Below are 23,707 nucleotides of genomic sequence, written 5' to 3'. Positions count from 1 at the left end.
CGTTCACCCATCCCCGCTGTCCGGAGGACACCATGCCCCCTGTACTGCAGCTCCAGACCATGAGCGCGGCCGACGAATCAGCCGGCCTGCTGCCCCCCACGATCACCACGAGCGACAGCTCGCTCAGCGTGATCTTCTGCGACTCGAACACCACATGGGCCGCGCCTGAGGACATGGGCGCCTGATCGGACCGGCCTCTCTTCAGGGCGCAGGGGCTTCAGGGCGCAGGGGACGCTGGATCCCTGCGCCCTACCGGCACAGCTAGAATGAATGGAGGCGAAGCGACAGGACGCTTGAGCTGCCGATGACCGGAGCGGAGGTGCGGCGTGCCGGAGACGGAGGCGGCGCAGCCGCACACGCTTGCCGGGAAGATCGACGCGCTCTTCCGTGTCGTACGCCGTCCCAACCGCGAGCCCTACAGCCACGAAGAAGTGGCCAAGGCGTGCCGCGAGGCCACGGGCGAAAGCTTCTCGGCGACGTATCTGTGGCAGTTGCGGACCGGTCGGCGCGACAATCCGACCAAGCGTCATCTCGAAGCGCTCGCCCAGTTCTTCGAGGTGCCGGTCACCTACTTCTTCGACGGCGCCCAGGCGTCCGCGATCGCGGAGGAACTCGAACTCCTCGGCGCCCTGCGGGACGCGAGCGTGCGGAGCATGGCGCTGCGCGCGGTGAACCTGTCACCCGAGGCGGTCGGAACCATCAGCGACATGATCGACGTGATAGCCCGCAGGGAGCGGGGCGGAGGATCTCCGCCGTGACGGCCGACCGCTCCGGGACGGGGCGCGTCCGGCGGGACATGTGGCGGGACTGCCGCCGCCGCGTGGACGGCCTGCGCCTGCCCGATCCCTTCGACGCCGCCACGTTCGTCCGCGCCGTCGGGGCGCGACGCGGTCGAACGGTCGAACTCTCACCCGTCCACGCGCGGCCGGACCTCCCGTGCGGACTCCTGCTCACCGCGGCAGCCGCCGACCACGTGATGTACGCGGCCGACACCACCCCGTTCCACCAACAGCACATCCTCCTGCACGAGGCGGCGCATCTGCTCTGCGGTCACCAGGACGAGGCCTCCATGCACGCCGCCGCGCAGATCTGCTCCCCGCGCGTGCGGGGATGGACCCAATCCGCAGTCACCACCCCATAACCATTGGGTCTGCTCCCCGCGCGTGCGGGGATGGACCCTCCCGCCGCGTGTGTCGCAGTTCTTTTCTCGACTGCTCCCCGCGCGTGCGGGGATGGACCCAACAAGCCCCCGGCCCGGCGTTGGCGCGCCACCTGCTCCCCGCGCGTGCGGGGCTGGACCCTTCCACATCCGGCCGGCATGGGTGCGCGACGCCTGCTCCCCGCGCGTGCGGGGATGGACCCCAAGGAGCCGGGCGAACGGGTGCAGGCCGCTGTCTGCTCCCCGAGCGTGCGGGGATGGACCCGCTTCGATCTTGACCCCGGCGTTGTCGCGGAGCTGCTCCCCGCGCGCGGGGATGGACCGGCCGAACCAGATGGGCGAACATCGTCGACATGCTGCTCCCCGCGCGCGGGGATGGACCCTCCGGAATCTCGTCAGCCGTGGCCGCGCGGCCCTGCTCCCCGCGCCCGCGGGGATGGACCCGACCTGACCGGCGAAGCAGACCTCGAAGCCCACTGCTCCCCGCGCCTGCGGGGATGGACCCTGCCCGGCCACGCGGGGCAGGGTGCGGGCGTTCTGCTCCCCGCGCGCGCGGGGATGACCCCACCGAGCTTGCGAACAGGCGGCTGCCGTTCGGCTGCTCCCCGCGCGCGCGGGGATGGACCCGACTTCACCGTGCCGGTCCAGGGGGCGACCTCCTGCTCCCCGCGCCCGCGGGGGTGGGCCCGGCTTCTGGCAGTTCAGAAGAGGCGTCGGGACAACTCGACCGTGAGGTCGAGCAGTTCGCGGGAGCCCGTTCGTTCCCCGCGATCAGCTCGGACGGGTGCGCTGACGGGGCCGTCGTGCCTGCCCGGTCGGGGGTGGTCGCTTGTTGGGAGTGCTGATGCGGGGCGCCGCGATTTTCGCTTCACGCACAAGCCTTGCGGGTGCGGTGGCTTACAGAATCTTGGCATGACACGTCAGCGGGTTCTTGTCGTGGGTGGGGGGATGGCCGGTGTGTCGTTGGGCTGTGAACTCGCTCGCGATCACGATGTGGTGCTCGTCGAGGCTGAGCGGTCGCTGGCTGTGCACAGTACGGGGCGGTCGGCTGCGCTGTTTCTGGCCGGGTACGGTCCAGCAGTTGTGCGGGAGCTGACCCAGCGCAGTGAAGCGGAGTTCGTGCGGCTGTCGACGCTGCCCGGGGTCCCCGCGCCGTTGACCCCCCGGGGTGGGCTGTTCACCGCGTGGGACGAGTCGAGTGCCGCCGCTCTGGCGGCTCTCGTCGCCGCCCAGCCGACGATGACCACGTTGAGTGCCGACCAGGCGCGGGTGCTGTGTCCGATGCTGCGGGCGGACGGCATGATCGCGTGCGCGTTTGACCCAGACGCGCGGGATATCGATGTCAGCGCTCTGCACGCCTACTATGCGACGGTACTTCGTCAACGCGGCGGGCAGATCACGACGGGAGCCCGGCTGGTGGGGGCCGACCGGGTCAAGTCGCAGTGGCAGGCGCGGACTTCGGACGGCCGGAGGTGGGTTGCCGACGTGGTGGTCAACGCTGCGGGGGCGTGGGGGGACGAGGTGGCCGAGATGTGTGCCGGTGCCGGGCATGGGCTGTCCCCGCGGCGGCGCACGGTGGTGATCGCCCGCTCCCCGCGCCCGATTCCGGCTGATTGGCCGGTCGTGGCAGACGCCGCTGAGGGCTGGTATTTCAAGCCCGAGGGCGGGGCGCTGCTGCTGTCGCCGTGCGACGAGACGGAGGTGCCGCCCGGCGATGTCAAGCCCGATCCGCTCGATGTAGCCTCGGTGCTGGAGCGGGTGAATGCCGTGACCAGGCTGGGATTGCGCAGCGTGCACACCAGTTGGGCGGGACTGCGGACCTTCGCCCCGGACCGGGCCCCGGTCGTCGGCCCGCATCCGGACGAGCCTGCCTTGTTCAGCTTCGTCGGCCAGGGAGGTTACGGCATCCAGATGGCGCCGGCGTTGGCCCAGGTCGGCGCCGAACTGTTCCGGACGGGCAGCTTGACCGATGCGGCACTGGCCGCGGCCATCGACCCGCGCCGGACTCACATCGCCCTTGAACACTGACTCCCCTCAACCTCTCGCCAGCAACCTGCCACTGAGGAGTCCGACATGACAGCCCCGCCGTTGTCGACAGCCCCGCCGCGCCGCCACGAGCACTCGGTGAACGTCCCCTTCCCGCGGGACGCGCGATGAACCTGTCGCGGGTGATCCGTCATGGGCTGGTCCACGACGGGCTGGGCGGGGAGCCGCGACCGGCCGACGTCGCAATCGCCGGGGACCGGATCGTGGCGGTCGGCGACATTCCTGTCGCCGACTGCCCCGAGATCGACGCGACCGGTCTCGTCGTCGCTCCCGGGTTGATCAACGTGCTCAGCCATGCGTGGGAAGCGATCCAGCTCGACGGGAGCTGCCAGTCGGATCTGGTGCAGGGGGTGACGACCGAGGTCTTCGGCGAGGGCGTGTCGCTGGGCCCGGCGAGTCCGGAACTGCTCGACATGGTGCCCATGCGGTCCGGTGCGCGGCTGGACTTCCCCCGGCTGGGCGACGGCCTGGACCACATCGAGGCCCAGGGCACAAGCGTGAACGTCGCCTCGTTCATCGGCGGGCAGAATCTGCGGATGCTGGCTGCGGGAGGTGACGATCGGCCGCTGGCCGAGGACGAGTTGAGCATGCTGAGCAAGCTCGTCGAGGACGAGATGGCCGACGGCGCGCTCGGTATCGCGACGTCGCTGATCTACGCGCCGGAGAACTACGCGACCACGGCAGAGCTGACCCGACTGGCGACGGTGGTCGGGCGGCACGACGGCCTCTACATCTCTCACCTGCGCTCCGAGGGTGACCGCTTCCTCGAATGCCTGGACGAGCTGATCGGTATCGGGACGGCGGCGCAGTGCCGCGTGCAGGCCTACCACCTGAAGGCCGGCGGTACCCACAATCACCACAAGATGACGTCGGCGATCGAGCGGATCGACGCGGCCAGGGCCGGCGGCCAGCAGGTCAGCGCCGACATGTATCCGTACGTCGCCGCCTGCACCGATCTGGCGGCGGCGATCCCGCCGCGTCATCACGCGGGCGGGCCGGCCGCGCTGCTGGCCCGGCTGGCCGATCCGGCCGTCACAGCCCAGATCGTCGCTGAGCTGGAGGCGGACTCCGGCGACTTCGAGAACCTGTTCGTCGGGGCTGAGCGGGGGCGCGGCATCGTCTTCCTGCGCGATCTGGCCGACGGCACGCCGGCGGCCGGGCAGACGCTGGTCGAGGTGGCCGCGGCCCGCGGGGCCGCCGGGGCGGCCGCCGCGCTGCTGGATATCGTGCGCGTGGATCCGACCCAGCAGGTGTGCTACTTCGTGATGTCCGAGCGCAACGTCCAACTCGGCCTGGTCCAGCCGTGGGTGTCGATCTGCTCGGACGCCGAGGCCGTCGGTCCAGGGTCGGCGACCGACGAGCTGACGCATCCGCGGGCCTACGGCAGTTTCGCCCGGGTCCTCGGCCACTACAGCCGCGATCTGGGCCTGTTTCCGCTCGCCGAGGCGATCCGCAAGATGACCTCGCTGCCTGCGGACACGTTGCGGCTGACCGATCGCGGTCGGCTGGTCCCGGGCGGATTCGCCGATCTGATCATCTTCGATCCGGCCGCAGTACGTGACCTTGCCCGCTACGAAGACCCGCGCCAGTACGCCACCGGGATGCGGCACGTCCTGGTCAACGGTGAGCCGGTGTTGGCCGACGGGCGCGTGCTGTCGGCCCGACCGGGCCGGCGGTTGCGCCGAGGGCGCTGACCCGGCTGTCCGGTCACTCCGGCTCCGGTGATTCCGGCTCCGGTGATTCCGGCTATCCGGGAGACTCCGTGCGTCGGCGTGGGCCCGGCTCTCCCTGTAGGGGGGTCTTGAGCCGGATGTCCACCATCAGGGCGAATCGGGTGTCGGCGTCGGTGAGGTCCAGACCGAAGATCTCGTGCAGTCGGCGCAGCCGGTAGCGCAGCGTGTTCGTGTGGATGTGGAGGGCCTTGGAGGCGACGCTCGGGTCGCCGAAGGAGGCCAAGTACACCCGCAGGGTGGGGCCGTAGGTCACTGCGTGCGCCCTGTCGTAGTCATCGATGTCGTCGATGATGCTGCGCCGGCCCGCGCGGCGGCCGGACTCCAGGTCGACCAGGCGGAGCACGCTCACCGCGAGCCCGACCTCACCGACCTCGGCGCAGCCGTCGCGGGTGCGGGCAGTGGCCAGGACCTGCAGAACCCGGTCCGCCTCCTCCCGGGCCTCGGCCAGTTCGGACAGATTGAGCACCGGCCCGCTGATGCCGATCGCGATCTGTTCAGGGTTGTCCGGTCGCGCCGCCGTCCGGGCCGCCAGCAGCAGGCCGCGTATGGACCGCAGGCTCTCGGCGGGATCCGCAGGTCCTGGGATCACCGCGTAGACCACGTCGTGGATGCGCGCGGTCGCGCCGACCGTGGGGGTGAGCGCGAGCTGTCGAACGAGCGCGCTCGCGCAGCGGTCCAGCAGCGCGTCGCTGCTGGACCCGTCGAGTTGGGTGGCAGCGACGGCGGCCAACCGGTAGGCGGCGCCGTGCATGCCGATCCGCCGCCCGGCCTCGACCGCCGCCGTATCCCCGCGCAGCAGCAGCGTCATCGTCGCGGCCTGCTGCTGACGTTGGAGATCGGTGACGAGCCGGTGGTGCGCCAACCGGACGGCGATGGAGCGGGCCGCCTCGGCCAGAGTCGCGGTGCGGCGCGCGTCGAGGGGGGTGTCGGTGACGGCCCAGATCGAGCCGAGCACTTCGTCGTGCGCGCGCAACGGGACCACGGTGCGGGAGTTGATCTCCGGAAGGGAGGAGGCCAGGAAGAAGGGCTCGGTTTCGGTCAGCATTCGCTTGCCGACGCCGAGTCGGCGTACGTGGTCGCGGAACGTGTCCGGAACCTGGTGACCGAGGATCGTCGCCGCTCGGGCCACGTCCACCTCACCCTGCCGGGCGGAGTACGCGAGCAGCCGCGATTGGTTGTCCTCGACGGTGATCGGCGCGCCGAGAGCGTCGGCGAGCGCGTTGGCCGCCGAGAACAGGTCGCTGATCACCTCGGAGCCGGTCACGGAGCTGGCCGCCGATCCAGTCGTGGATCCGCTCCGGCCGGTCGGGACCCGTGCGGGCAGCGACGTCGCGATGGCATGCACGCTCGACCAACCGCACCGGCTCGGCACCACGAGCAGTGCCACGTCGGCGCTGAGCGCTTCGGCCAGCAGGGCCTGTCCCAACTGGCCGTCATGGCGCAGGAGCAGCGCGGTGGGCCGGGCCGCCACCAGCTTGACGGCCAGTGCGGAGGCCGCGCTCACACCGACGGCGAGCACGAGTTCACCGGCCTGGAAGGCCGGCTCCTCCAGAGGGTCGTAGATCACCACGGTGGTGAACTCGACGGCGAGACCGGCCGGCGCGACAGGTGCGCTGACCAGGTCGGAGCCGAGGCGAGTCACAAGATCATGCACCAACGGCACAACGCCACCTTCCTTCCCCCGGCACACTCTCGTGCCTGGCACGACCTGGCGTGGTGCCTGGCCACCAAACTGCACCGCCGAGTTTGCGCTTCGGCACTAAGACGGCGGTGTGGAGGTGGCTCTAGCGTGTCCGCATGACCGACTACGTTACTCGCTGCCACCGCGGCTGCCGGCGCCCCGGTACGGCACGCTGATGGGCGATATCGACACGATCCGTGCGCTCGTCGTCGCCGAGCAGGAGCGATTCGCCGTCCCGGGCGTGGCCGTCGCTGTGGTCCAGGACAACGCCGTGACGTTGTGCGAAGGATTCGGCCGCGCCGACCTCGACAGCGGTGAACCGGTCACCGCCGACACGCACTTCCCGCTGGCCTCCGACACCAAGGCGTTCACCGCAGCCACGGTCTGCCTGCTCGCCGACGCGGGGCTGCTCGACCTCGACGGCCCGGTCCGCGAGGTGCTGCCCTGGTTCGAGATGCACGACCGGCACGCCACGGAACTGGTCACGCCGCGCGACCTGCTGAGCCACCGCACCGGTCTGCCCCGCCATGACCTGGTCTGGTTCGGCGACAATCCGATGTCGCTGGAGGAGATCACCCGCCGGCTGCGGCATTTGCCGTTGTCGCGGCCGTTGCGGACCGAGTGGGACTACAACAACCTGGGCTACATAGCCGCCGGGCATCTCGTCGAAGCGGTGACCGGCGCCTCGTGGCAGGACACAGTCACCGCTCGCTTGTTGGCGCCGTTGGAGATGACCAGCACGGTCTTCTCCGTGCAGGATCCGGCCATCACGCAGCTCGCTCAGCCCTACAAGACCGCCGAGGAAGGGTTCGTCCGGCAGGCGCTGCCGGCGCGGGCGACCGCGGAGAAGGCCGGCCCGGCCGGCGGTCTGGTGTCCACCGTCGCCGACCTGGCCCAGTGGCTCCTGGCCCGCCTGGGTCGGCGCCCCGATGTGCTGACCGCGGCGGCCGTGGACCAGTTGCACCGACCGGCCATGCTCGGCGGCATCAGTATCGAGATGTTCGACGAGATCACCTCCCTCGGATACGGCCTGGGCTGCCAGGTCGAGAGCTACCGCGGGCGCCGGATCGTCCATCACGGCGGCAACATCGTCGGCTTCTCTTCCGACGTCTGTCTCGTTCCCGGGTCCGGGATCGGTATCGCTGTCCTGACCAACATGGACAGCAGCTACCTCCGGCTGCCGCTGATGTACGCGATCATCGATCAGCTCCACGGCGACACCGACGCGGGCTGGGGCGAGCGCATTCATCACCTGCAGACCGCGCTCAGCGCCGGCCACGACGATGCCCGCGCCCATCGCGAGGCGCGCGCTTCCGCCGCACCCGTCTCCCGCGCCCTCGCCGAGTTCGCCGGCAGCTACCTCCACCCGGCCTACGGCGAGTTGACGGTACGTGTCGACGGCGACCGGCTCGTTCCGGACTTCCACGACGTGCCCGCAGATCGGATCCGGCTGATCCACCGCGGCCACGACGCATGGGACCTGGAGTTCATCGCGGACGAGAGCCTCTGCCCGCTGGTCTTCACCCAAGACGCGAACGGCGAGATCACCGGTCTGGCCGCCACGCTCGAACCCGCGGTCGCCCCGGCAGTCTTCGTCCGCCGCCCCGAGCCGGTGGCGGTGACACTGCTGGAGGCGATGGCCGGGAAGTACGAGATGGGCCCCACCACACTGGTCATCCATCGCCGCGGCGACGAGCTTGCCGCCACCTCCAGCATCCTCGGAGACCTCGTCCTGACCCCCAGCGGCGGCACCTCGTTCCGCTGTCCGACCCTGCCGGGCATCGATGTCACCGCCGAGCTGGGCCCGGACGACACCGTGGCCCGCATCGTCGTCGACCAGGTCGGCATCTTCGTCCCGGCGTCATGATGGATGCCGCCGCGCTGCACCAGCGACTTACCGCCCTGGCCGACCGACACCACGTCGTCGGAGCCAGCCTCGCCCTCGCCGTCGGTGACGACACGGCGCTCGCCGCGACCGGCGTGCTCAACCTGCGTACCGGCGCACCTGCCGGCAGCGACAGTGTGTTCCAGATCGGCAGCATCACCAAGGTCTGGACCGCCACCCTGGCCATGCAACTCGTCGACGAGGGCCGCCTGGACCTGGACACTCCGGTCAGCACCTACCTGCCCGACTTTCGCGTACGCGACGAACAGATCACCACCGGGGTGACCGCCCGTCATCTGCTCAACCACACCAGCGGCATCGCAGGAGACTTCTTCGCCGACACCGGCCGCGGTGACGACGCTGTCGCCCGCTACGTCACCCAGATGGCCGACCTGCCCGCAAGCCACCCCCTGGGCGAGACGCAGAGCTACAGCAACTCCGGATTCGTGGTACTGGGGCGCCTGGTGGAAGTTCTGCGCGGCGACACCTGGGACGCGGTGCTCCACGAACGCCTGCTCGAACCGCTCGGCCTCAGCAGGGCGGGAACCCTCCCCGAGCAAGCGCTGCTGTGGGGCAGCGCGGTCGGGCACTTCGGCGCCGAGGTCACCGACCAGTGGGGGCTGCCGCGCGCGATCGGGCCGGCCGGCCTGATCCACGCGCGTGCGAAAGACCTGATCACCTTCGCCCGCATGCACCTCGCCGACGGCGTCGGCCCGTCCGGGGCACGCGTCTTGTCGGCCGGGTCCGCACGGGCCATGCGGGAGCCCCAGGCATCCCTGGTCGAACCCTGGACGACGGGATCGCACGTGGGCCTGGGCTGGATGCTGAACGACTGGGGCCGACCGGTGTTCGGCCACGACGGGCAGACGCTGGGTCAGACCGCGTACCTGCGGGTCGTGCCCGGCGCGGTGCCGGTCGCTGTCGCGCTCCTCACCAACGGCAACGACTCCCACCAGCTCTACGAGGACCTGTTCGGCGAACTGCTCGCCGAACACGCGGGTATCACCATGCCGGCGCCGCTGCGACCGCCGACGCAGCCGGTATCCCGCGGATCTGCCGACATCATCGGCACCTACGATCGCGCGCTGATGAGCTTCGACGTACACGATCGCGGCGGCGAGCTGGTTCTGACCGCACGGCCCAGCGGGGTCCTGGCCACGTCACTGGGCACCGACCGGCTTGAGGCCCCCCTCGTCCCGTTCGCCCCGGAGTCCTACCTCACCCAGGTCCCGGGTCGCCCGGGGTGGCTGCCGGTCGTCCACTACCGGCTGGCGGACGGAACCGACTACCTGCGGGTCGGCGACCAGGCTGCCCGACGCACGGCAGGCCCGCCGTCATGACCGATCACGAGCCACCTTCCCCCGCGGCGGCGCCCGCCGCACGACACCGCCCTTCCCGGCCTGCGCGTAGCAGCTCACCGGACCTGCGCTCCCTCGCCGACCGGTACCTCGCCGAATCGGGCACCGTCCACCTCAGCGGTGTGCAGGCCCTGACCCGGCTGGCGCTGGACGTACGCCGCGCCGACACGCGCGCGGGCCACCGCGGCGCGCTCTACATCTCCGGCTACGAGGGTTCCCCGCTCGGCGGCTACGACCTCGAACTCGGCAGACACGCCGGGCTCCTCGACGAGCACGACATCGTCTTCCGCCCGGCCGTCAACGAAGAGCTGGCCGCGACCGCCGTCGAGGGCACCCAGCTCGCCTCGACCCGCGGCGACAAGCGCGTCGAGGGCGTGACCGGGTTCTGGTACGGCAAGTCACCCGGCGCGGACCGCGCCGCCGACGCGCTGCGGCACGCCAACCTGTGCGGCACCCACCGCGCCGGCGGCGCGGTGGCCCTCGTCGGCGACGACCCGACCGCCAAGTCCTCGACGTTGCCCGGTGCTTCGGAGATGCTGCTCGCCGACCTGGGCATCCCCACCCTGTACCCGACCGACCCGCAGGAGGTCCTCGACTTCGGCCTGCACGCGGTCGCTCTGTCCCGCGCCAGCGGCCTGTGGGCGGCGTTGAAGATCGTCACCAACGTCGCCGACGGCTCAGGCCCCGTCCGGGTCGACCCGGACCGGCTGACCCGCACACCCCCGAGCTTCGAGATCGACGGCGTTCCCTTCACCCACACCGTCACCGCGAAACTCGCCGGACCCGCCCTGCTGGAACTCGAACGCAGCCGCAACGGGCCCCGCCTCGAACTCGCCCGCCGCTACGCCCGGCTCAACGCCCTCAACACCATCACCGGGGCCACCGGCGACGCCCGGATCGGGATCATCGCGGCAGGCAAGTCCTACGCCGACCTCCGCCAGAGCCTGCGCATGCTCGGCCTGGACGCCGACGAGCTTTCCCGGCGCGGCATCCGCCTCCTGCACCTGGGCATGATCTGGCCGCTCGAACCCGACATCATCACCCGGTTCGCCTCCGGGCTGACCGAGATCGTCGTCATCGAGGAGAAGCGGCCCTTCCTGGAGACCGCGGTCAAAGAGCTGCTCTACCACCGGCCCGACCCCCCGCAGATCACCGGCAAACAGGCGCCCGACGGCAGCGCGCTGCTCCCGGCCCACGGCGAACTCGGCCCCGAGCCGATCGCTGCCGCGCTCGCCGACCGCATCCTCGCCCACCTCGACGCGCCCGGCGTCGCCGCGTGGCGCGACGGCAACCGCTCGCCCGCGCCACGGACGTTGCTGCCGTTGGCCGTCCGTACCCCGTACTTCTGCTCAGGATGTCCGCACAACAGCTCCACCAAGACACCGGCCGGGTCCCTGGTCGGCGCCGGTATCGGCTGCCACGGCCTGGCGCTGCTCATGGACCCCGACCTCGTGGGGGAGATCACCGGACTGACCCAGATGGGCGGCGAAGGCGCCCAATGGCTGGGCATGGCACCGTTCCTCACCCGCACCCACCTGCTGCAGAACATCGGCGACGGCACCTTCCACCACTCCGGCAGCCTCGCCGTACGCGCCGCGGTCGCCGCCGGGGCCCACATCACCTACAAGCTGCTGTACAACTCCGCCGTCGCCATGACCGGCGGTCAGCAAGCCGAAGGACAGATGAGCGTCGCCGAGATCGCGCACGCCATGACCGCCGAGGGCGTCAAGAAGATCATCATCACCACCGACAACCCCCGCTCCTACCGCCGTCCGAGCCGGCAGCGTCGGGCGCTGCCGCGCGGCGTCGAGGTGTGGCACCGCGACCGTCTGGTGCAGGCGCAGGAGACGCTTGCCGCGATCGGCGGCGTCACCATGCTCATCCACGACCAGGAGTGCGCGACCGAGCTTCGCCGCAAACGCAAGCGCGGCCTCGCGCCGGACCCGGCGCAACGGGTCCTGATCAACGAACGGATCTGCGAAGGCTGCGGCGACTGCGGGGTCCAGTCCAACTGCCTGTCGGTCCAGCCGGTGGACACCCAGTTCGGCCGCAAGACCCGCATCGACCAGTCCTCCTGCAACAAGGACTTCTCCTGTCTCAAGGGCGATTGCCCGTCGTTCATGACCGTCACCCCGCGCACGCCTCGATCGGCCCGACGCGCCACCACCGCGACGACCATGCCGTCCGCCGTCCGGCCGGACACCCGAGCGCGGTCCGGGGTGGATCAGGCGTCGCTGCCGGCCCCGCCGGGATCACCACTGTCCGCGCAGGGGCAGCACACCACGCGGATTCTGGGCATCGGAGGCTCCGGCGTGGTCACCGCCGCCCAGATCCTCGGCGCCGCCGCCACGGCGGCCGGTCTGCACGTCCAGTCACTCGACCAGACCGGGCTGGCCCAGAAAGGCGGCGCGGTCGTGTCCGACATCAAGGTCAGCCGCGCCGCGCTGCACGGCGCGAACAAGGCCGCCGCCGGCGAGGTCGACCTCTACCTCGGCGCCGACCTGCTCGTCGCCGCCGACCCCGCGCATCTGGGTGCGACCGACCCCGGCCGGACCGTCGCGGTCGTAGCCACCGCCAAAGTGCCGACCGGCACGATGGTCGCCGACGTCACCGCGGCCTTCCCCGAGGTCCCCGCGCTCACCGAGCTGATCAGCGCGCGCACCGACGCCACGAGGAACGTCTTCTTCGACGCCCGTGCCGTCTCCGTCGCCCTGTTCGGGCACGACCAGTTCGCCAACCTGCTGCTGGTGGGCGCGGCCTACCAGTCCGGGCTCGTCCCGATCCCGGCCGAGGCGATCGAGCAGGCCGTCGAACTCAACGCCGCCCAGGTCGAGACGAACATCCAGGCGTTCCGGCGCGGGCGCCAGCTCATCAGCGACCCCGGCGCCTTCGGCGTCGCTACCGGACCGCTCCCCACCGCCGCCGCCGGCACCGCCACCGCCACCGCCGCCGACACCGTCGCCGCGCCGCCGCTCACGCCTTCGACGCAGACGCTGGTGCGGCTCGTCGGCGCGCCGCCGGGAAGCGAGTTGTCGCGGCTGATCACCGTCCGGGTTCCGGATCTGGTCGCCTACCAGAGCCCCCGCTACGCCCGGACCTACGCGGAGTTCGTCGAGCGGGTCCGGCGGGCCGAGGCCGAGCACACGCCGGGATCCACCCTTGTCGCCGAGGCAGTCGCCCGACATCTGTACAAGCTGATGGCCTACAAGGACGAGTACGAGATCGCCCGGCTCGCTCTCGCGCCGGACGTCCGCGAGGCTCTCGCGGCGCAGTTCGGCCCGGACATCGCCGTTGCCTACCGGCTGCACCCGCCACTGCTGCGGGCGCTCGGCCTGCGTCGCAAGCTCAGCCTCGGCGCCTGGTTCACCCCCGCTTTCCGCGCGCTCGTCATCTTGCGCCGACTGCGCGGAACATGGCTGGACCCCTTCGGCCACACCGAGGTCAGACGGGTCGAGCGCGGACTCGTCACCGAGTACCGCGACGTCATCGAGGCGGCCCTGACCGGTCTCGGACCGGACAACGCCCACCTGGTCGTCCAGCTCGCGAACCTGCCCGACGGTATCCGCGGCTACGAATCGATCAAGCTGCGCAGCGTCGAGAAGTACCACCAGCAACTGGCGGCGACCCGCCTCCACCTCACGCAATCAACGAACGGGAGAGCGGTATGAGACTGATTGCAGCGGCCGCCGGGGCGTGTATCGGCGCACTCGTCCTCACGGGATGCAGCGGTAACACCAAGACCGACTCCTCCGCCGGCGCGAAGCCGGTCGACGGGGCGACATTCACCGCGGCGCTGACAGCCGATCCCGGCAACCTCGATCCGCAGGGGGCACTCACCGGCAACGTGACGGAGATCAGCCCGTTCGCCTACGACCCGCTGGTCAACGAGACCGCCACCGGCACGATCGTCTCCGGCCTCGCGCGTAGTTGGAAAGTGACGGGTAACCAGGCGGTGTTGACCCTGCACAAGGCGGTCACCTGCTCCGACGGCTCCGCCTTCACCGCCGCCGACGCGGCGGCGAACATCAACTACGTCGCCGACCCGAAGTCCAAGAGCCCTTTCCTCGGGCTGTACTTGCCCACCGGCGCGCATGCCACGGCCGACGCCGGCGCGGCAACGGTCACCTTGACCACGCCCACCGCTTCGCCGTTCCTGCTCAACGGACTTGCCAACCTTCCGATGGTCTGCGCGGCGGGCATGAAGAACCGTGCCACGCTCGCGCACCGGACCGAGGGCACGGGGCCGTACCAGCTCAGCCAAGCCTCGCCCGGCGATCAGTACACCTACACCAAGCGCGGCGACTACACCTGGGGTCCCGGCGGCGCCGGCACCGCGACCCGGGGGCTACCGGCCAAGGTCGTCTTCAAGATCATCCCGAACGTGACCACCGCCGCGAACCTGCTGCTCTCCGGAGGGCTGAACGCGGCGACGATCTACGGCGCCGATGCTCAACGACTGGGCGCGGCCCATCTGTTCTCCAGCGACCAGACGAACCTCATCGGCGAAATGTGGTTCAACCAGTCCAAGGGCCACGAAGCCGCCGACCGGTCCGTCCGGCTGGCGTTGACCCAGGCGCTGGATCTGGCCCAACTCCAGAAGGTCCTCACCGCGGGAACCGGTGCACCGGCGACGACGCTCGCGGCGAGCCCGCCGGTCGCCTGCCCCGGGCAGTCGGTCCGAGCCGCACTCCCGGCCCATGACCTCGCCAGGGCCGGGCAGTTGCTGGATCACGCCGGATGGACGAAGGGTTCAGGCGGCGTCCGGTCGAAGGACGGAAAGAGCCTGTCACTGACCTTCGTCTACGACACCGCGGCGGGCTCCGCCGGGTCGGCCGCCGCCGAACTCGCCGTCTCCGTATGGAAGCAGCTCGGGGTGAAGGTCACCGCGAAACCGCAGGACTCGACCGCGATCGGCACCACCCTGTTCAGCACCGGCGACTGGGACATCGCCTGGGAGCCGGTCGGGGTCAGCAGCCCTGATCAGCTTGTGCCTTTCCTCTCCGGCCCCACCCCACCGAACGGCAACAACTTCGCCGGCATCACCAACGCCGCCTACAGCTCGGCCGTCACGAAGGCGTCGGCCGTATCCGGTACGGCGGGCTGCGCCGACTGGCTCAAGGCGGAGGCGAAAGCGGTCAGCGCCGCCGATGTCATCCCGTTCGCCAACCAGATCGTCAAAACCTTCGGCAGCGGAGCCCGGTTCGGCCAGAGCCTGTCGCTGATCCCCACCAGCATCCGCATGCTCGCCCGGTAGCACCGCGAGCGAGCGTCGCCCGCCGGACAGCGAAGACCGAGAAGTGGGAGAGGAACACGTGGCAGTCAACGTCAGCGCGATACCACCGCGAGCGGTCTCGGGCGTCATGGACAACCCATGGGTCAGGTTCGCGGCGCGCCGCGCCGGCCGGCTGGTCGCCTCGGTGTGGCTACTGATCACCGCGTCGTTCCTGATCATCCATCTGATCCCGGGCGATCCGGTGCGGGCGGCGCTCGGCCCGACAGCCCCGGCCGCCCTGGTGAGCGCGCGCCGCCAGGCACTGGGCTTGAACGATTCGTTGTGGCAGCAGTACACGCACTATCTGCGCGGCGTGTTCAGCGGCGACCTCGGCACGTCGATCACCTTGCAGATGCCCGTCTCACAGGTGATCGGTACGCGGATACCGGCCACGCTGGAGCTCGCGGTGCTGGCGTTCGCGGTCGCTGTCGCACTGGCTGTCCCGCTCGGAGTGTTGATGGGCGTACTGACCCGCGGCGGCCGCGCTCACCGCACCGAGCTGGCGTTCACCTCGACCAGCGTCGTGCTGGGCGCCATCCCGGATTTCCTGCTCGGCGTGCTGCTCGTCTACGTGTTCGGTGTCCGGCTGGGCTGGCTGCCCGTCGCGGGCAAGTCCGGCGTCGACTCGTTCATCATGCCGGTGCTCTCGCTCGCGATCGGACCCGCGGCGATCCTGTCGCGGATCCTCCGGGTGGAAATGGTCCGGGTGCTGCAGGCCGACTTCGTACGCACGGCGCGGGCCAAGCGGCTCCCCGCGATCACCATCTACCTTCGGCACGCCCTCCCGAACGCGCTCACCGCCGTGCTCACCCTGGCCGGACTGCTGCTCGGCGCCCTGGTCGCCGGCACGGTGCTGGTCGAGAACGTCTTCGCCTGGCCAGGGTTGGGCAGCGAGATCGTTCACTCCATCCTGGCCAAGGACTACCCGGTCGTACAGGCGATCGTGCTGGCGTACGGCATCGGTGTCCTCGCCGTGAACCTGGCCGTCGATGTGGCGCTGGCGCTGCTCGACCCGCGCTCGACAATCCGGGAGAGCTGACCGATGGCAGCGACATCCACGATCGGTACCCCCGTCGGCCGGCCCCGCCGCCCGCGCGGCGACGCCGCGTCGCGCCGGCTGACTGTCCTGCGCACGCCCGTCGCCGCCGGTGCGGGCCTGCTGTTGGCCGCGGTGCTCGTCCTCGCGATCATCGCCCCGATCGTGTGGACGCACCGGGCGAACGCGATCGACACCAGCAACATCCTGCAAGGCCCGTCCTCCGCGCACTGGGTGGGCACCGACAACCTGGGGCGCGACCTGTTCTTCCGGGTGCTGGTCGCCACCCGGCTCTCCGTCGAGCTGGCCCTCCTGGCGACGGCGATCGCTGTCCTGGCCGGCCTGGCCCTCGGCGCGGCACCGAGTCTGGCCGGGCGCCGCACCGCACGCCTGTTCGCCGCGGTGGTGAACCTTGCCGTCGCGTTCCCGGCACTGCTGCTGGCGCTGTTCTTCGCCGTGATCTTCGGCGTCGGTATGAAAGGGGCGGTGCTGGCGATCGGCTTCGCCGGCGCACCGTGGTTCGCCCGGCTGGTCCAGACGCTGGTGGCCGGCGTGAGCGAACAGGACTTCGTGGCCGCCGCCCGCGTGGCCGGCGTCGGACGGCTACGCGTGCTGTATCGGCACGTCCTGCCCAACATCGCCGAACCGCTGATCGTGAACGCGACCATCGGGGCCGGCAGCGCGCTGCTGTCCTTCGCCAGCCTGTCGTTCCTCGGCCTCGGCGTGCAGGACCCGCACTACGACTGGGGCAAGCTGCTCAACGACGGGCTCACCGGCATCTACTCGCAACCCGTGGCCGCGCTGGCCCCCGGCATCGCGGTCATCGTCGCCGGACTCGCGTTCAACCTGTTCGGCGAGGCAGCGGCCAAGGCGATGGGGCTGAACACGACGACCAGCCGCATTCCGCCGGTCCGACAGAAGCCCGGCCTGCCCCACCCGGCGACCCGGCCGGCACCGGTCACCCCCGAGATCGTGCTCGACGTCCACGACCTGTCGGTCACCTTCGGCGGCAGTCAGGGGCCGGTACGCCCGGTCCGGGGGGTGAGCTTCACCGTGCACCGCGGGGAGGCCGTCGGAGTGGTCGGGGAATCGGGCTCCGGCAAGTCCCTGACCGCACTCGCCGTCGCCCGGCTCATCGAAGAACCCGGCAGGGTCGACGCTGAACGGCTGCGGTTCCTGGGCGCCGACCTGCTCACCGGCCCGCCCCGCACGCACCGCCACCTGCTGGGCACCTCCCTGGGCATGGTGTTCCAGGACCCGACGAGTTCCTTCAACCCGACCCAGCGGATCGGGCCGCAGTTGGCCGAGGCCGCCCGCCACCACCACGGCATGACCAGACGCCAAGCGCATGCCCGAGCTGTGGACAGGTTGCGGGCGGTGCGGGTGCCCGCCGCCGAACGGCGCGCGCGGCAGTACCCCCACGAGTTCTCCGGCGGCATGCGCCAGCGCGCCATGATCGGCATGGGGCTGACCGGCCGGCCGGCCCTGATCGTCGCCGACGAACCGACGACCGCCCTCGACGTCACGGTGCAACGCCAGGTACTGGAGCTGCTGCAATCCGTACGCGCCGCCCAGGACACCGCGATCGTGTTCATCAGCCACGACATCACCGTCGTCAGCCAGCTCTGCGACCGCATCATGGTCATGTACGCCGGCCGGATCGTGGAAGACCTGCCCGCCGCCGAACTCACCACCGCCGCCCGCCACCCCTACACGCGTGCCCTTGTCGCGGCCGTCCCTGACATGCACACCGACCTGGACCGGCCGCTCGTGGTGATCCCCGGCCGCCCCGTGCTACCGACCGACGTGCCGCAGGGGTGCGCGTTCGCGCCGCGCTGCCCGCTGGCCGACGCACACTGCACCCGGGCCGACCCGCCACTGGCCACCGACGAGGCGGGCCGACGGGTGGCCTGCTGGCACGCCGGGGAACCGATTCCGAGCGGCAACGGCGACGAGCGCCCCGACCGTCGGCACGCCGCCAACACGGCAGGAGACCGGGCATGAGTGAACTCCGCTTCGAGGACGTCACCGTCCGCTACGGCCAGACTCGGCGCGGGGTGACCGCGGTGGACCGGGTGAGCTTGACCATCCCGGACAGCCAGGTCGTCGGCCTGGTCGGGGAGTCCGGCTCGGGCAAATCCACCCTGGCCCGAGCCGCGGTCGGCCTGACCCCGGTGCACAGCGGCCGGATTCTGCTCGACGGCCGACCGATGCGCCACCGCGGCCGCAGCCGCCGGCCCCTGCAGATGATCTTCCAGGACCCCTACTCGTCGCTCGACCCGCGCATGACCGTCGGGGCGACCATCGCCGAGACCGTCCCGCGGCGCCGACCCGGCGGCGAGCCGGTGGACCGGCGCCGCGAGATAGCCCGACTCCTCGAAATGGTCGGACTGGAGCCCGCCCGCGCCCGCGACTATCCCGCACAACTGTCCGGGGGACAGCGTCAGCGAGTGGCCCTGGCTCGCGCGCTGGGCGCTGCCCCCGAGGTCGTGATCGCCGACGAGATCACCTCCGCGCTCGACGTCTCGGTCCAGGGCGCCGTGCTCAACCTCGTACGCGACCTGCAGCGCGAGACGGGGACCTCCATGCTGTTCATCTCGCACAACCTGGCCGTGGTGCGCTACGTCGCGACGAGCATCGCCGTCATGTACCTCGGCCAGATAGTCGAGCACGGCCCGACCGCCGACGTCCTGAACGATCCCCAGCACCCCTACACCCGCGACCTGCTGGCCGCGGTGCCCGACCCCGGCCACGCCAACCTGTCGGTGCTCGGTCCACTCCCCGGTGACGACCAGGACCCCGCACCGGTCGAGGCCGCCCAGGCCGAACCGGCCGACCCGCACCACCCACCCGCGGGCTGCCGCTACCACCCGCGGTGCCCGATCGGGCCGCTCACCCGTCCCGACCGCGACATCTGCCGCACGGTCGAACCCACCAGCGAGCACAGCAACCGGGCAGCCTGTCATTTCGCCGCCGACCTGGCAGGAGCGACCGCCAGGACGTCTGCCTCCCAGGCCGGTCCTGACCGCACCCGTACGGAAGGACCCCACTCATGACGGCACCTTCGACGAGGAGGAGCGGGCCGTGGCGGCAGGCGTAAGCCGGGGGCAGCTCGGCATCGCCGATCTCACCGGCATCGAGGTTCCCGAGCAGCCGGCGCTGTCCCCGGACGGCACGCAGATCGCCTACGTGCTGCGCTCGGCCGACGCCGACAACGACCGGACGATTCGCCGGCTCTGGCTCGTCGGGGCAGTCGACGGCGCAGCGCGGCAACTCACCAGCGGCAGCGACGACACCTCGCCCCAGTGGTCCCCGGACGGGACCCGGTTGGTCTTCGTACGCGCACAAGCCGGCGACCCGGGGCAGTTGTGGCTGCTGCCCACCGACGGCGGCGAACCCGAGCAGCTCACGCGGCTCCCACTCGGGGCCGGCGCGCCGCGGTGGAGCCCGACCGGCACCCAGCTCGCCTTCACCGCCCCGGTCGACGTCACCGGCCCCGTCGACTTCACCGGCCCCGTCGAAACGCCCCGCCCGGTCGAGGCCGCAGGGACGGGTGAGGACGAGGCAACAGCGGCCGGACACGGCACAGCTCCGGTGGTCGCCGACCGGTTGGACTACCAGTCCGACGGCACCGGGCTGCTGCGTTCCGTCCGCCGACACGTCCACGTGCTCGATCTCGGTACGCGGCAGTGCCGTCAGGTGACCGATGGGGACTGGAACGCGGGCGAGCCGGCGTGGTCACTGGACGGAACGAGGCTGGCCTTCGCCGCCGGCATGGCCCCGGACCGCGACATGACGCTGCGCACCCCCGCCCACGTACTGGACCTGCGCGTGGCAAACGCCACGCCGGTCGCGGTCGGGCCGGCCGACTCGGTGGCCGGCCCGCTCATCTGGACCGCGGACGGCGGTGCGCTCCTGGTCGTCGGCCATCGCGGCGCGCCGGTAGGTCATGCCGGGCTGCTGCGCGTCCCACTCCGCGCCGGTGAACGTACCGGCGGCGACATCGACGAAGTGACGGACCTGGCCGCGCCGCTGGACCGTAACGTCATGCCCGGCGCCCCGGCCTACCCCGGGGCGCTGCCGGTCTTGACCGACGCCGGGCGCACCGTGCTGTTCTGTGTGCGGGATCGCGGCTGCTCCCACCTGTACGCCGTGGGCGTCGGCGGCGGCGAGCCCCGACTGATCCTGGGCGGGGAGGGCCGCAACGTGTCGGGCCTGTCAGTGCGCGGGTCGAGGGCGGCGGTCGTGGTGAGCAGCCCGACTTCCTTCGGCGAGATCGCCACCGTCGACATCCGTTCGACGGCCGAGGCGGTCCGTTCGTCCCACGGCGCGCGTCAGGCCGGTTTGACGATGCGTCGGCGGGTGGAGCGGGAGTTCACGATCTCCGACGGCACCGTGGTCCAAGGCTGGCTGATGCGAGAGCCGGACGCCTCGGGCGGCCGGCAGCCGCTGCTGCTGGATATTCACGGCGGCCCGCACAACGCCTGGAACGCCGCCGCCGACGACGTCCACCTCTACCACCAGGATCTCGTCGCCCGCGGCTGGTCGGTCCTGCTGCTCAACCCCCGCGGCAGCGACGGCTACGGCGAGCGGTTCTACAACGCGACGATCGGCGCCTGGGGGACGGCCGACGCGAAAGACTTCCTCGAACCGCTCGACACGCTCGTGGCCGAGGGGATCGCCGACCCGAAGCGACTCGCCGTGACCGGCTACAGCTACGGCGGGTTCATGACCTGTTACCTGACCAGCCGCGACTCCCGCTTCGCCGCGGCAGTCGCCGGCGGACTGGTCAGCGACCTGGCCAGCATGGTCGGCACGTCGGACGAGGGGCACTTCATCAGCGCCTACGAACTCGGCACCCCGGCGTGGGCCGACCCGGCCCGCTATGCCGCGATGTCGCCGCTGACGCGGGTTGATCAGGTACGGACGCCGACGCTGATCCTCCATGGTGCTGCGGACATCCGCTGCCCGGTGGGCCAAGCCCAGCAGTGGCACACCGCGCTGCGCGAGCAGGGCGTACCGACCCGGTTGGTGCTCTACCCGGGCGGTTCGCATCTGTTCACGCTCGACGGCCCGCCCTCACACCGCCTCGACGTCAACCGGCGCGTCATCGACTGGCTCGAACGGCATGCCGGCGAGGCCGAGGGGCGGCTGACGTGAGCAGTGCTGCCCTGCTCGCCCGGACGGCGTCGGCTCCGGTGACGCGGCTCTGTGATCTCCCCCTGCTCATCGCCCATGTCCGACGGACAGCGCGGCATCCGCACGCCACCACCGCGCCGCCTACGAGGCTGCGGCATGCCTGCTGCGTAGCCTGGGCGTGCCGCGGGCACCGCTGCTTCCCTGATCGTCGAAATGCGAAATCGCGGGCCCGTTCGCCGCCGCGGCGACACGCCGCAGACCCGAGGGAGAGCGATGTTCGCGCGTGTGATCACAGCCCAGGCAGGGGCCGAGGGCTTCGACGGTACCGTCCGCCGTGCCGAGCAGCAGATGCCCGGCGCCCGCCAGATGCCCGGGTTCCAAGGTTATTACCTGCTCACTGACGCCGAGACCGGCAAGGTCGTCATCATCTCGCTGTGGGAGACCCGTGAACAGATGGACGCAGTCACAGCCGGGGGAGGGCCGTCCGGTATCCGGGAACAGCACAATTCAGCGCCGACGGGACTCACGGCACAGCACCTGGCGACCTACGAAGTCACCCTGCACGCCTGACCCGCAGAGCTGCGGCGCCGGCCGCCGCCGCGCGGTGGTGTCAGTGGTATCTGCCGTGGTCGGCGCTCCGTTGTGGGGACCGCCGCACACGCGTCCGGGGGGTAGCACCACCCATGATCGACCCGTAGACCTCATGGTGGGACGTGATCACTTGCTCCTAATGTGATCAGCAACCCGCAGTAGTGGTTCCACATCCCGAATACCCCCACCGCTTAAGGAACTTGCCCACCATGATGCACAGCACCAGGACCATCTCCCGCATCGCCGCAGCGACACTGGTGGCCTCACTGGCCGGCGTAGGGCTCGCGTGGCAGGCTGCCGGTACCACGCAGCAGGCACCGGCAGGCGCCCCGGACCGAACCGCGGTCGCCTCGAACACGAGTCACAACACACTGCAGGACAACGTGAACACGATCCTGCGGACCGGGTCGGTCGGAGTCCTGGCCCAGTCGACGGGGCCGCACGGAACCCGCTACGCCACCGCCGGTACGGCCAACAAGGCCACCGGAACCGCCGTGCGCCCCGACGACCGCTTCCGGATCGGCAGCGCCACCAAGACGTACGTCGCCACCGTGATACTCCAACTCGTCGGCGAGGGACGCCTGTCGCTGGACGACACCGTCGACCACTGGCTGCCCGCAGTGGTCTCAGGAAACGGCAACGACGGCACCAAAATCACCGTACGACAGCTACTGCAGCACACCAGCGGACTCTTCGACTACCTGGGCGACTTCCCCGAGGTCAGCAGTGTGGACGGATACCAGGCCGACCGCTACACCACCTGGACGCCCGAGCAACTCGTCGCGATAGCGATGCGCCACAAGCCGGACTTCGCACCGGGCGCCGGCTGGGAGTACTCCAACACCAACTACATTCTCGCGGGCATGATCATCGAGAAGGCCACCGGCCACAGTTGGCAGCAGGAGGTAACCCGGCGCATCCTCCAGCCCCTCCACCTGAGCCACACCGTCGTCCCGACGACCGACCCCCGCATCTCCGGCGCCCACCTGCACGGCTACTCCAACTTCTACGAGACCGGCCCCACCATCGACGTCACGGGCCTTAACCCCTCGGCGGCCGACGCCGCCGGCAACATGATCAGCACGACCGCCGATCTCACCAGCTTCTACACCGCGCTCCTGGGCGGCAAGGTGCTGCGCCCGGCGGAGCTGGCCGAGATGAAGACGACCGTACGCGCCCCCGACCTGGACGTCCTGGGGCCCGACGCGGGCTATGGACTGGGCCTGATGAAGATCTCGCTGTCCTGCGGCGGCGCCTACTACGGTCACGGAGGCGACCTCCCCGGCTACACCACCCGCGACGGCATCAGCGCCGACGGCCGACGCGTGGTCGTACTGGAGACGACCGGCGACGGCGCGGCCGACCTCTCCACCGAAAAAGCACAACGCACCCTGATGGACCAGGAACTCTGCGCCACCGACCGGAAATAGCGAGCACGCCCCTTTCGGGTCGGGCACGTTGGCGAGAATCCCTGGGGGGGGGGGGGGGCGACGCGCGGTCGACGACATGAACGGGGCGGGGCGGCCGCAGCGTTGACGGCGTTTGAGCCCCAGGCAGGTCCGCCGGGTGACACCCCACAGCCTGCCGCGCCCCGTCACCGCGCCGGCCCCCCCCCGCAATGACCGGCGCAAGAGGCCACGTGGACACGGAAATCGCAACTTCGACATGGCCCGCAGAGGCAGCTACCTTCACCTGGTCCTCGGCGATCGCCCACGGTCGCGCGGGAGTTCCTTCGGGCTGAGCCACCCGCGACGGGATGAGTGGGTCACACCCCATGAATCCTCGCCCGTGCGTAAGCCACCGAACG

The 23,707-nt window shown here is 70.9% G+C and carries 16 protein-coding genes; 15 read left to right on the top strand and 1 reads right to left on the bottom strand.

Features of this window, described 5'->3' with window-relative positions; genetic code table 11:
- Window positions 1-32 precede the first annotated feature (32 nt).
- The 5 genes from ACZ63I_RS17645 to ACZ63I_RS17625 all read left to right on the top strand — a co-directional run bounded on the left by ACZ63I_RS17645 (window position 33) and on the right by ACZ63I_RS17625 (window position 4,899).
- Entirely contained in the window at window positions 33-185 is a 153-nt protein-coding gene (locus ACZ63I_RS17645; RefSeq protein WP_469339584.1) for a hypothetical protein, read from the top strand.
- 141 nt (window positions 186-326) lie between these two features.
- Window positions 327-758 carry an XRE family transcriptional regulator gene (locus ACZ63I_RS17640; protein ID WP_469339583.1) on the top strand — a complete coding sequence of 144 codons (432 nt, stop codon included), beginning with the start codon at window positions 327-329 and terminating at the stop codon, window positions 756-758.
- Complete coding sequence (locus ACZ63I_RS17635; RefSeq protein WP_469339581.1) at window positions 755-1,141, top strand: hypothetical protein; 387 nt, start codon at window positions 755-757, stop codon at window positions 1,139-1,141. Before ACZ63I_RS17640 ends, ACZ63I_RS17635 begins: the two co-directional genes overlap by 4 nt.
- A 930-nt stretch (window positions 1,142-2,071) precedes the next feature.
- Window positions 2,072-3,187, top strand: a complete 1,116-nt coding sequence (locus tag ACZ63I_RS17630) for an NAD(P)/FAD-dependent oxidoreductase (RefSeq protein ID WP_469339580.1) — start codon at window positions 2,072-2,074, stop codon at window positions 3,185-3,187.
- A 125-nt stretch (window positions 3,188-3,312) separates the two neighbouring features.
- A complete protein-coding gene (locus ACZ63I_RS17625; RefSeq protein WP_469339579.1) occupies window positions 3,313-4,899 on the top strand; it encodes an N-acyl-D-amino-acid deacylase family protein in 1,587 nt (528 codons plus the stop codon).
- 52 nt (window positions 4,900-4,951) lie between these two features.
- Here ACZ63I_RS17625 and ACZ63I_RS17620 read toward each other — a convergent pair whose 3' ends face one another.
- Window positions 4,952-6,592, bottom strand: a complete 1,641-nt coding sequence (locus ACZ63I_RS17620) for a PucR family transcriptional regulator (RefSeq protein ID WP_469339577.1) — start codon at window positions 6,590-6,592, stop codon at window positions 4,952-4,954.
- A gap of 202 nt (window positions 6,593-6,794) precedes the next feature.
- Here ACZ63I_RS17620 and ACZ63I_RS17615 point away from each other — a divergent pair, with 202 nt between their 5' ends.
- From ACZ63I_RS17615 to ACZ63I_RS17570, 10 genes are all read left to right on the top strand, one after another.
- Entirely contained in the window at window positions 6,795-8,486 is a 1,692-nt protein-coding gene (locus ACZ63I_RS17615; protein WP_469339575.1) for a serine hydrolase, read from the top strand.
- Window positions 8,483-9,844, top strand: a complete 1,362-nt coding sequence (locus tag ACZ63I_RS17610; protein ID WP_469339573.1) for a serine hydrolase domain-containing protein — start codon at window positions 8,483-8,485, stop codon at window positions 9,842-9,844. Before ACZ63I_RS17615 ends, ACZ63I_RS17610 begins: the two co-directional genes overlap by 4 nt.
- Window positions 9,841-13,530, top strand: coding sequence for an indolepyruvate ferredoxin oxidoreductase family protein (locus ACZ63I_RS17605; protein WP_469339571.1), 3,690 nt, complete (start codon window positions 9,841-9,843; stop codon window positions 13,528-13,530). The genes ACZ63I_RS17610 and ACZ63I_RS17605 overlap by 4 nt, the downstream gene beginning before the upstream one ends.
- Complete coding sequence (locus ACZ63I_RS17600) at window positions 13,527-15,116, top strand: ABC transporter substrate-binding protein (protein ID WP_469339569.1); 1,590 nt, start codon at window positions 13,527-13,529, stop codon at window positions 15,114-15,116. Before ACZ63I_RS17605 ends, ACZ63I_RS17600 begins: the two co-directional genes overlap by 4 nt.
- Before the next feature lie 58 nt (window positions 15,117-15,174).
- Window positions 15,175-16,173, top strand: a complete 999-nt coding sequence (locus tag ACZ63I_RS17595) for an ABC transporter permease (protein ID WP_469339567.1) — start codon at window positions 15,175-15,177, stop codon at window positions 16,171-16,173.
- Between the two features lie 3 nt (window positions 16,174-16,176).
- A complete protein-coding gene (locus ACZ63I_RS17590; RefSeq protein ID WP_469339565.1) occupies window positions 16,177-18,174 on the top strand; it encodes a dipeptide/oligopeptide/nickel ABC transporter permease/ATP-binding protein in 1,998 nt (665 codons plus the stop codon).
- Complete coding sequence (locus ACZ63I_RS17585; protein WP_469339563.1) at window positions 18,171-19,226, top strand: ABC transporter ATP-binding protein; 1,056 nt, start codon at window positions 18,171-18,173, stop codon at window positions 19,224-19,226. The genes ACZ63I_RS17590 and ACZ63I_RS17585 overlap by 4 nt, the downstream gene beginning before the upstream one ends.
- 28 nt (window positions 19,227-19,254) lie before the next feature.
- Complete coding sequence (locus ACZ63I_RS17580; protein WP_469339562.1) at window positions 19,255-21,330, top strand: S9 family peptidase; 2,076 nt, start codon at window positions 19,255-19,257, stop codon at window positions 21,328-21,330.
- Window positions 21,331-21,594: 264 nt separating this feature from the next.
- The gene (locus ACZ63I_RS17575; RefSeq protein WP_469339560.1) at window positions 21,595-21,879 is read left to right on the top strand and encodes an antibiotic biosynthesis monooxygenase family protein; all 285 of its coding nucleotides are present in this window, start codon (window positions 21,595-21,597) and stop codon (window positions 21,877-21,879) included.
- A gap of 230 nt (window positions 21,880-22,109) precedes the next feature.
- Window positions 22,110-23,330, top strand: coding sequence for a serine hydrolase domain-containing protein (locus ACZ63I_RS17570; RefSeq protein ID WP_469339559.1), 1,221 nt, complete (start codon window positions 22,110-22,112; stop codon window positions 23,328-23,330).
- Window positions 23,331-23,707: the final 377 nt, after the last annotated feature.

Source organism: Streptomyces sp. NPDC087906, assembly GCF_055584925.1.
The sequence above is the reverse complement of the archived record's forward strand: the minus strand, read 5'-3'. Positions and strand labels throughout refer to the sequence as shown.

Bases quoted from the DNA above. Each gene is read 5' to 3' on its own strand.
- ACZ63I_RS17585 (WP_469339563.1), top strand. From the start codon at position 18,171: ATGAGTGAACTCCGCTTCGAGGACGTCACCGTCCGCTACGGCCAGACT.
- ACZ63I_RS17645 (WP_469339584.1), top strand. From the start codon at position 33: ATGCCCCCTGTACTGCAGCTCCAGACCATGAGCGCGGCCGACGAATCA.
- ACZ63I_RS17605 (WP_469339571.1), top strand. From the start codon at position 9,841: ATGACCGATCACGAGCCACCTTCCCCCGCGGCGGCGCCCGCCGCACGA.
- ACZ63I_RS17625 (WP_469339579.1), top strand. From the start codon at position 3,313: ATGAACCTGTCGCGGGTGATCCGTCATGGGCTGGTCCACGACGGGCTG.
- ACZ63I_RS17600 (WP_469339569.1), top strand. From the start codon at position 13,527: ATGAGACTGATTGCAGCGGCCGCCGGGGCGTGTATCGGCGCACTCGTC.
- ACZ63I_RS17590 (WP_469339565.1), top strand. From the start codon at position 16,177: ATGGCAGCGACATCCACGATCGGTACCCCCGTCGGCCGGCCCCGCCGC.
- ACZ63I_RS17615 (WP_469339575.1), top strand. From the start codon at position 6,795: ATGGGCGATATCGACACGATCCGTGCGCTCGTCGTCGCCGAGCAGGAG.
- ACZ63I_RS17570 (WP_469339559.1), top strand. From the start codon at position 22,110: ATGATGCACAGCACCAGGACCATCTCCCGCATCGCCGCAGCGACACTG.
- ACZ63I_RS17630 (WP_469339580.1), top strand. From the start codon at position 2,072: ATGACACGTCAGCGGGTTCTTGTCGTGGGTGGGGGGATGGCCGGTGTG.
- ACZ63I_RS17610 (WP_469339573.1), top strand. From the start codon at position 8,483: ATGATGGATGCCGCCGCGCTGCACCAGCGACTTACCGCCCTGGCCGAC.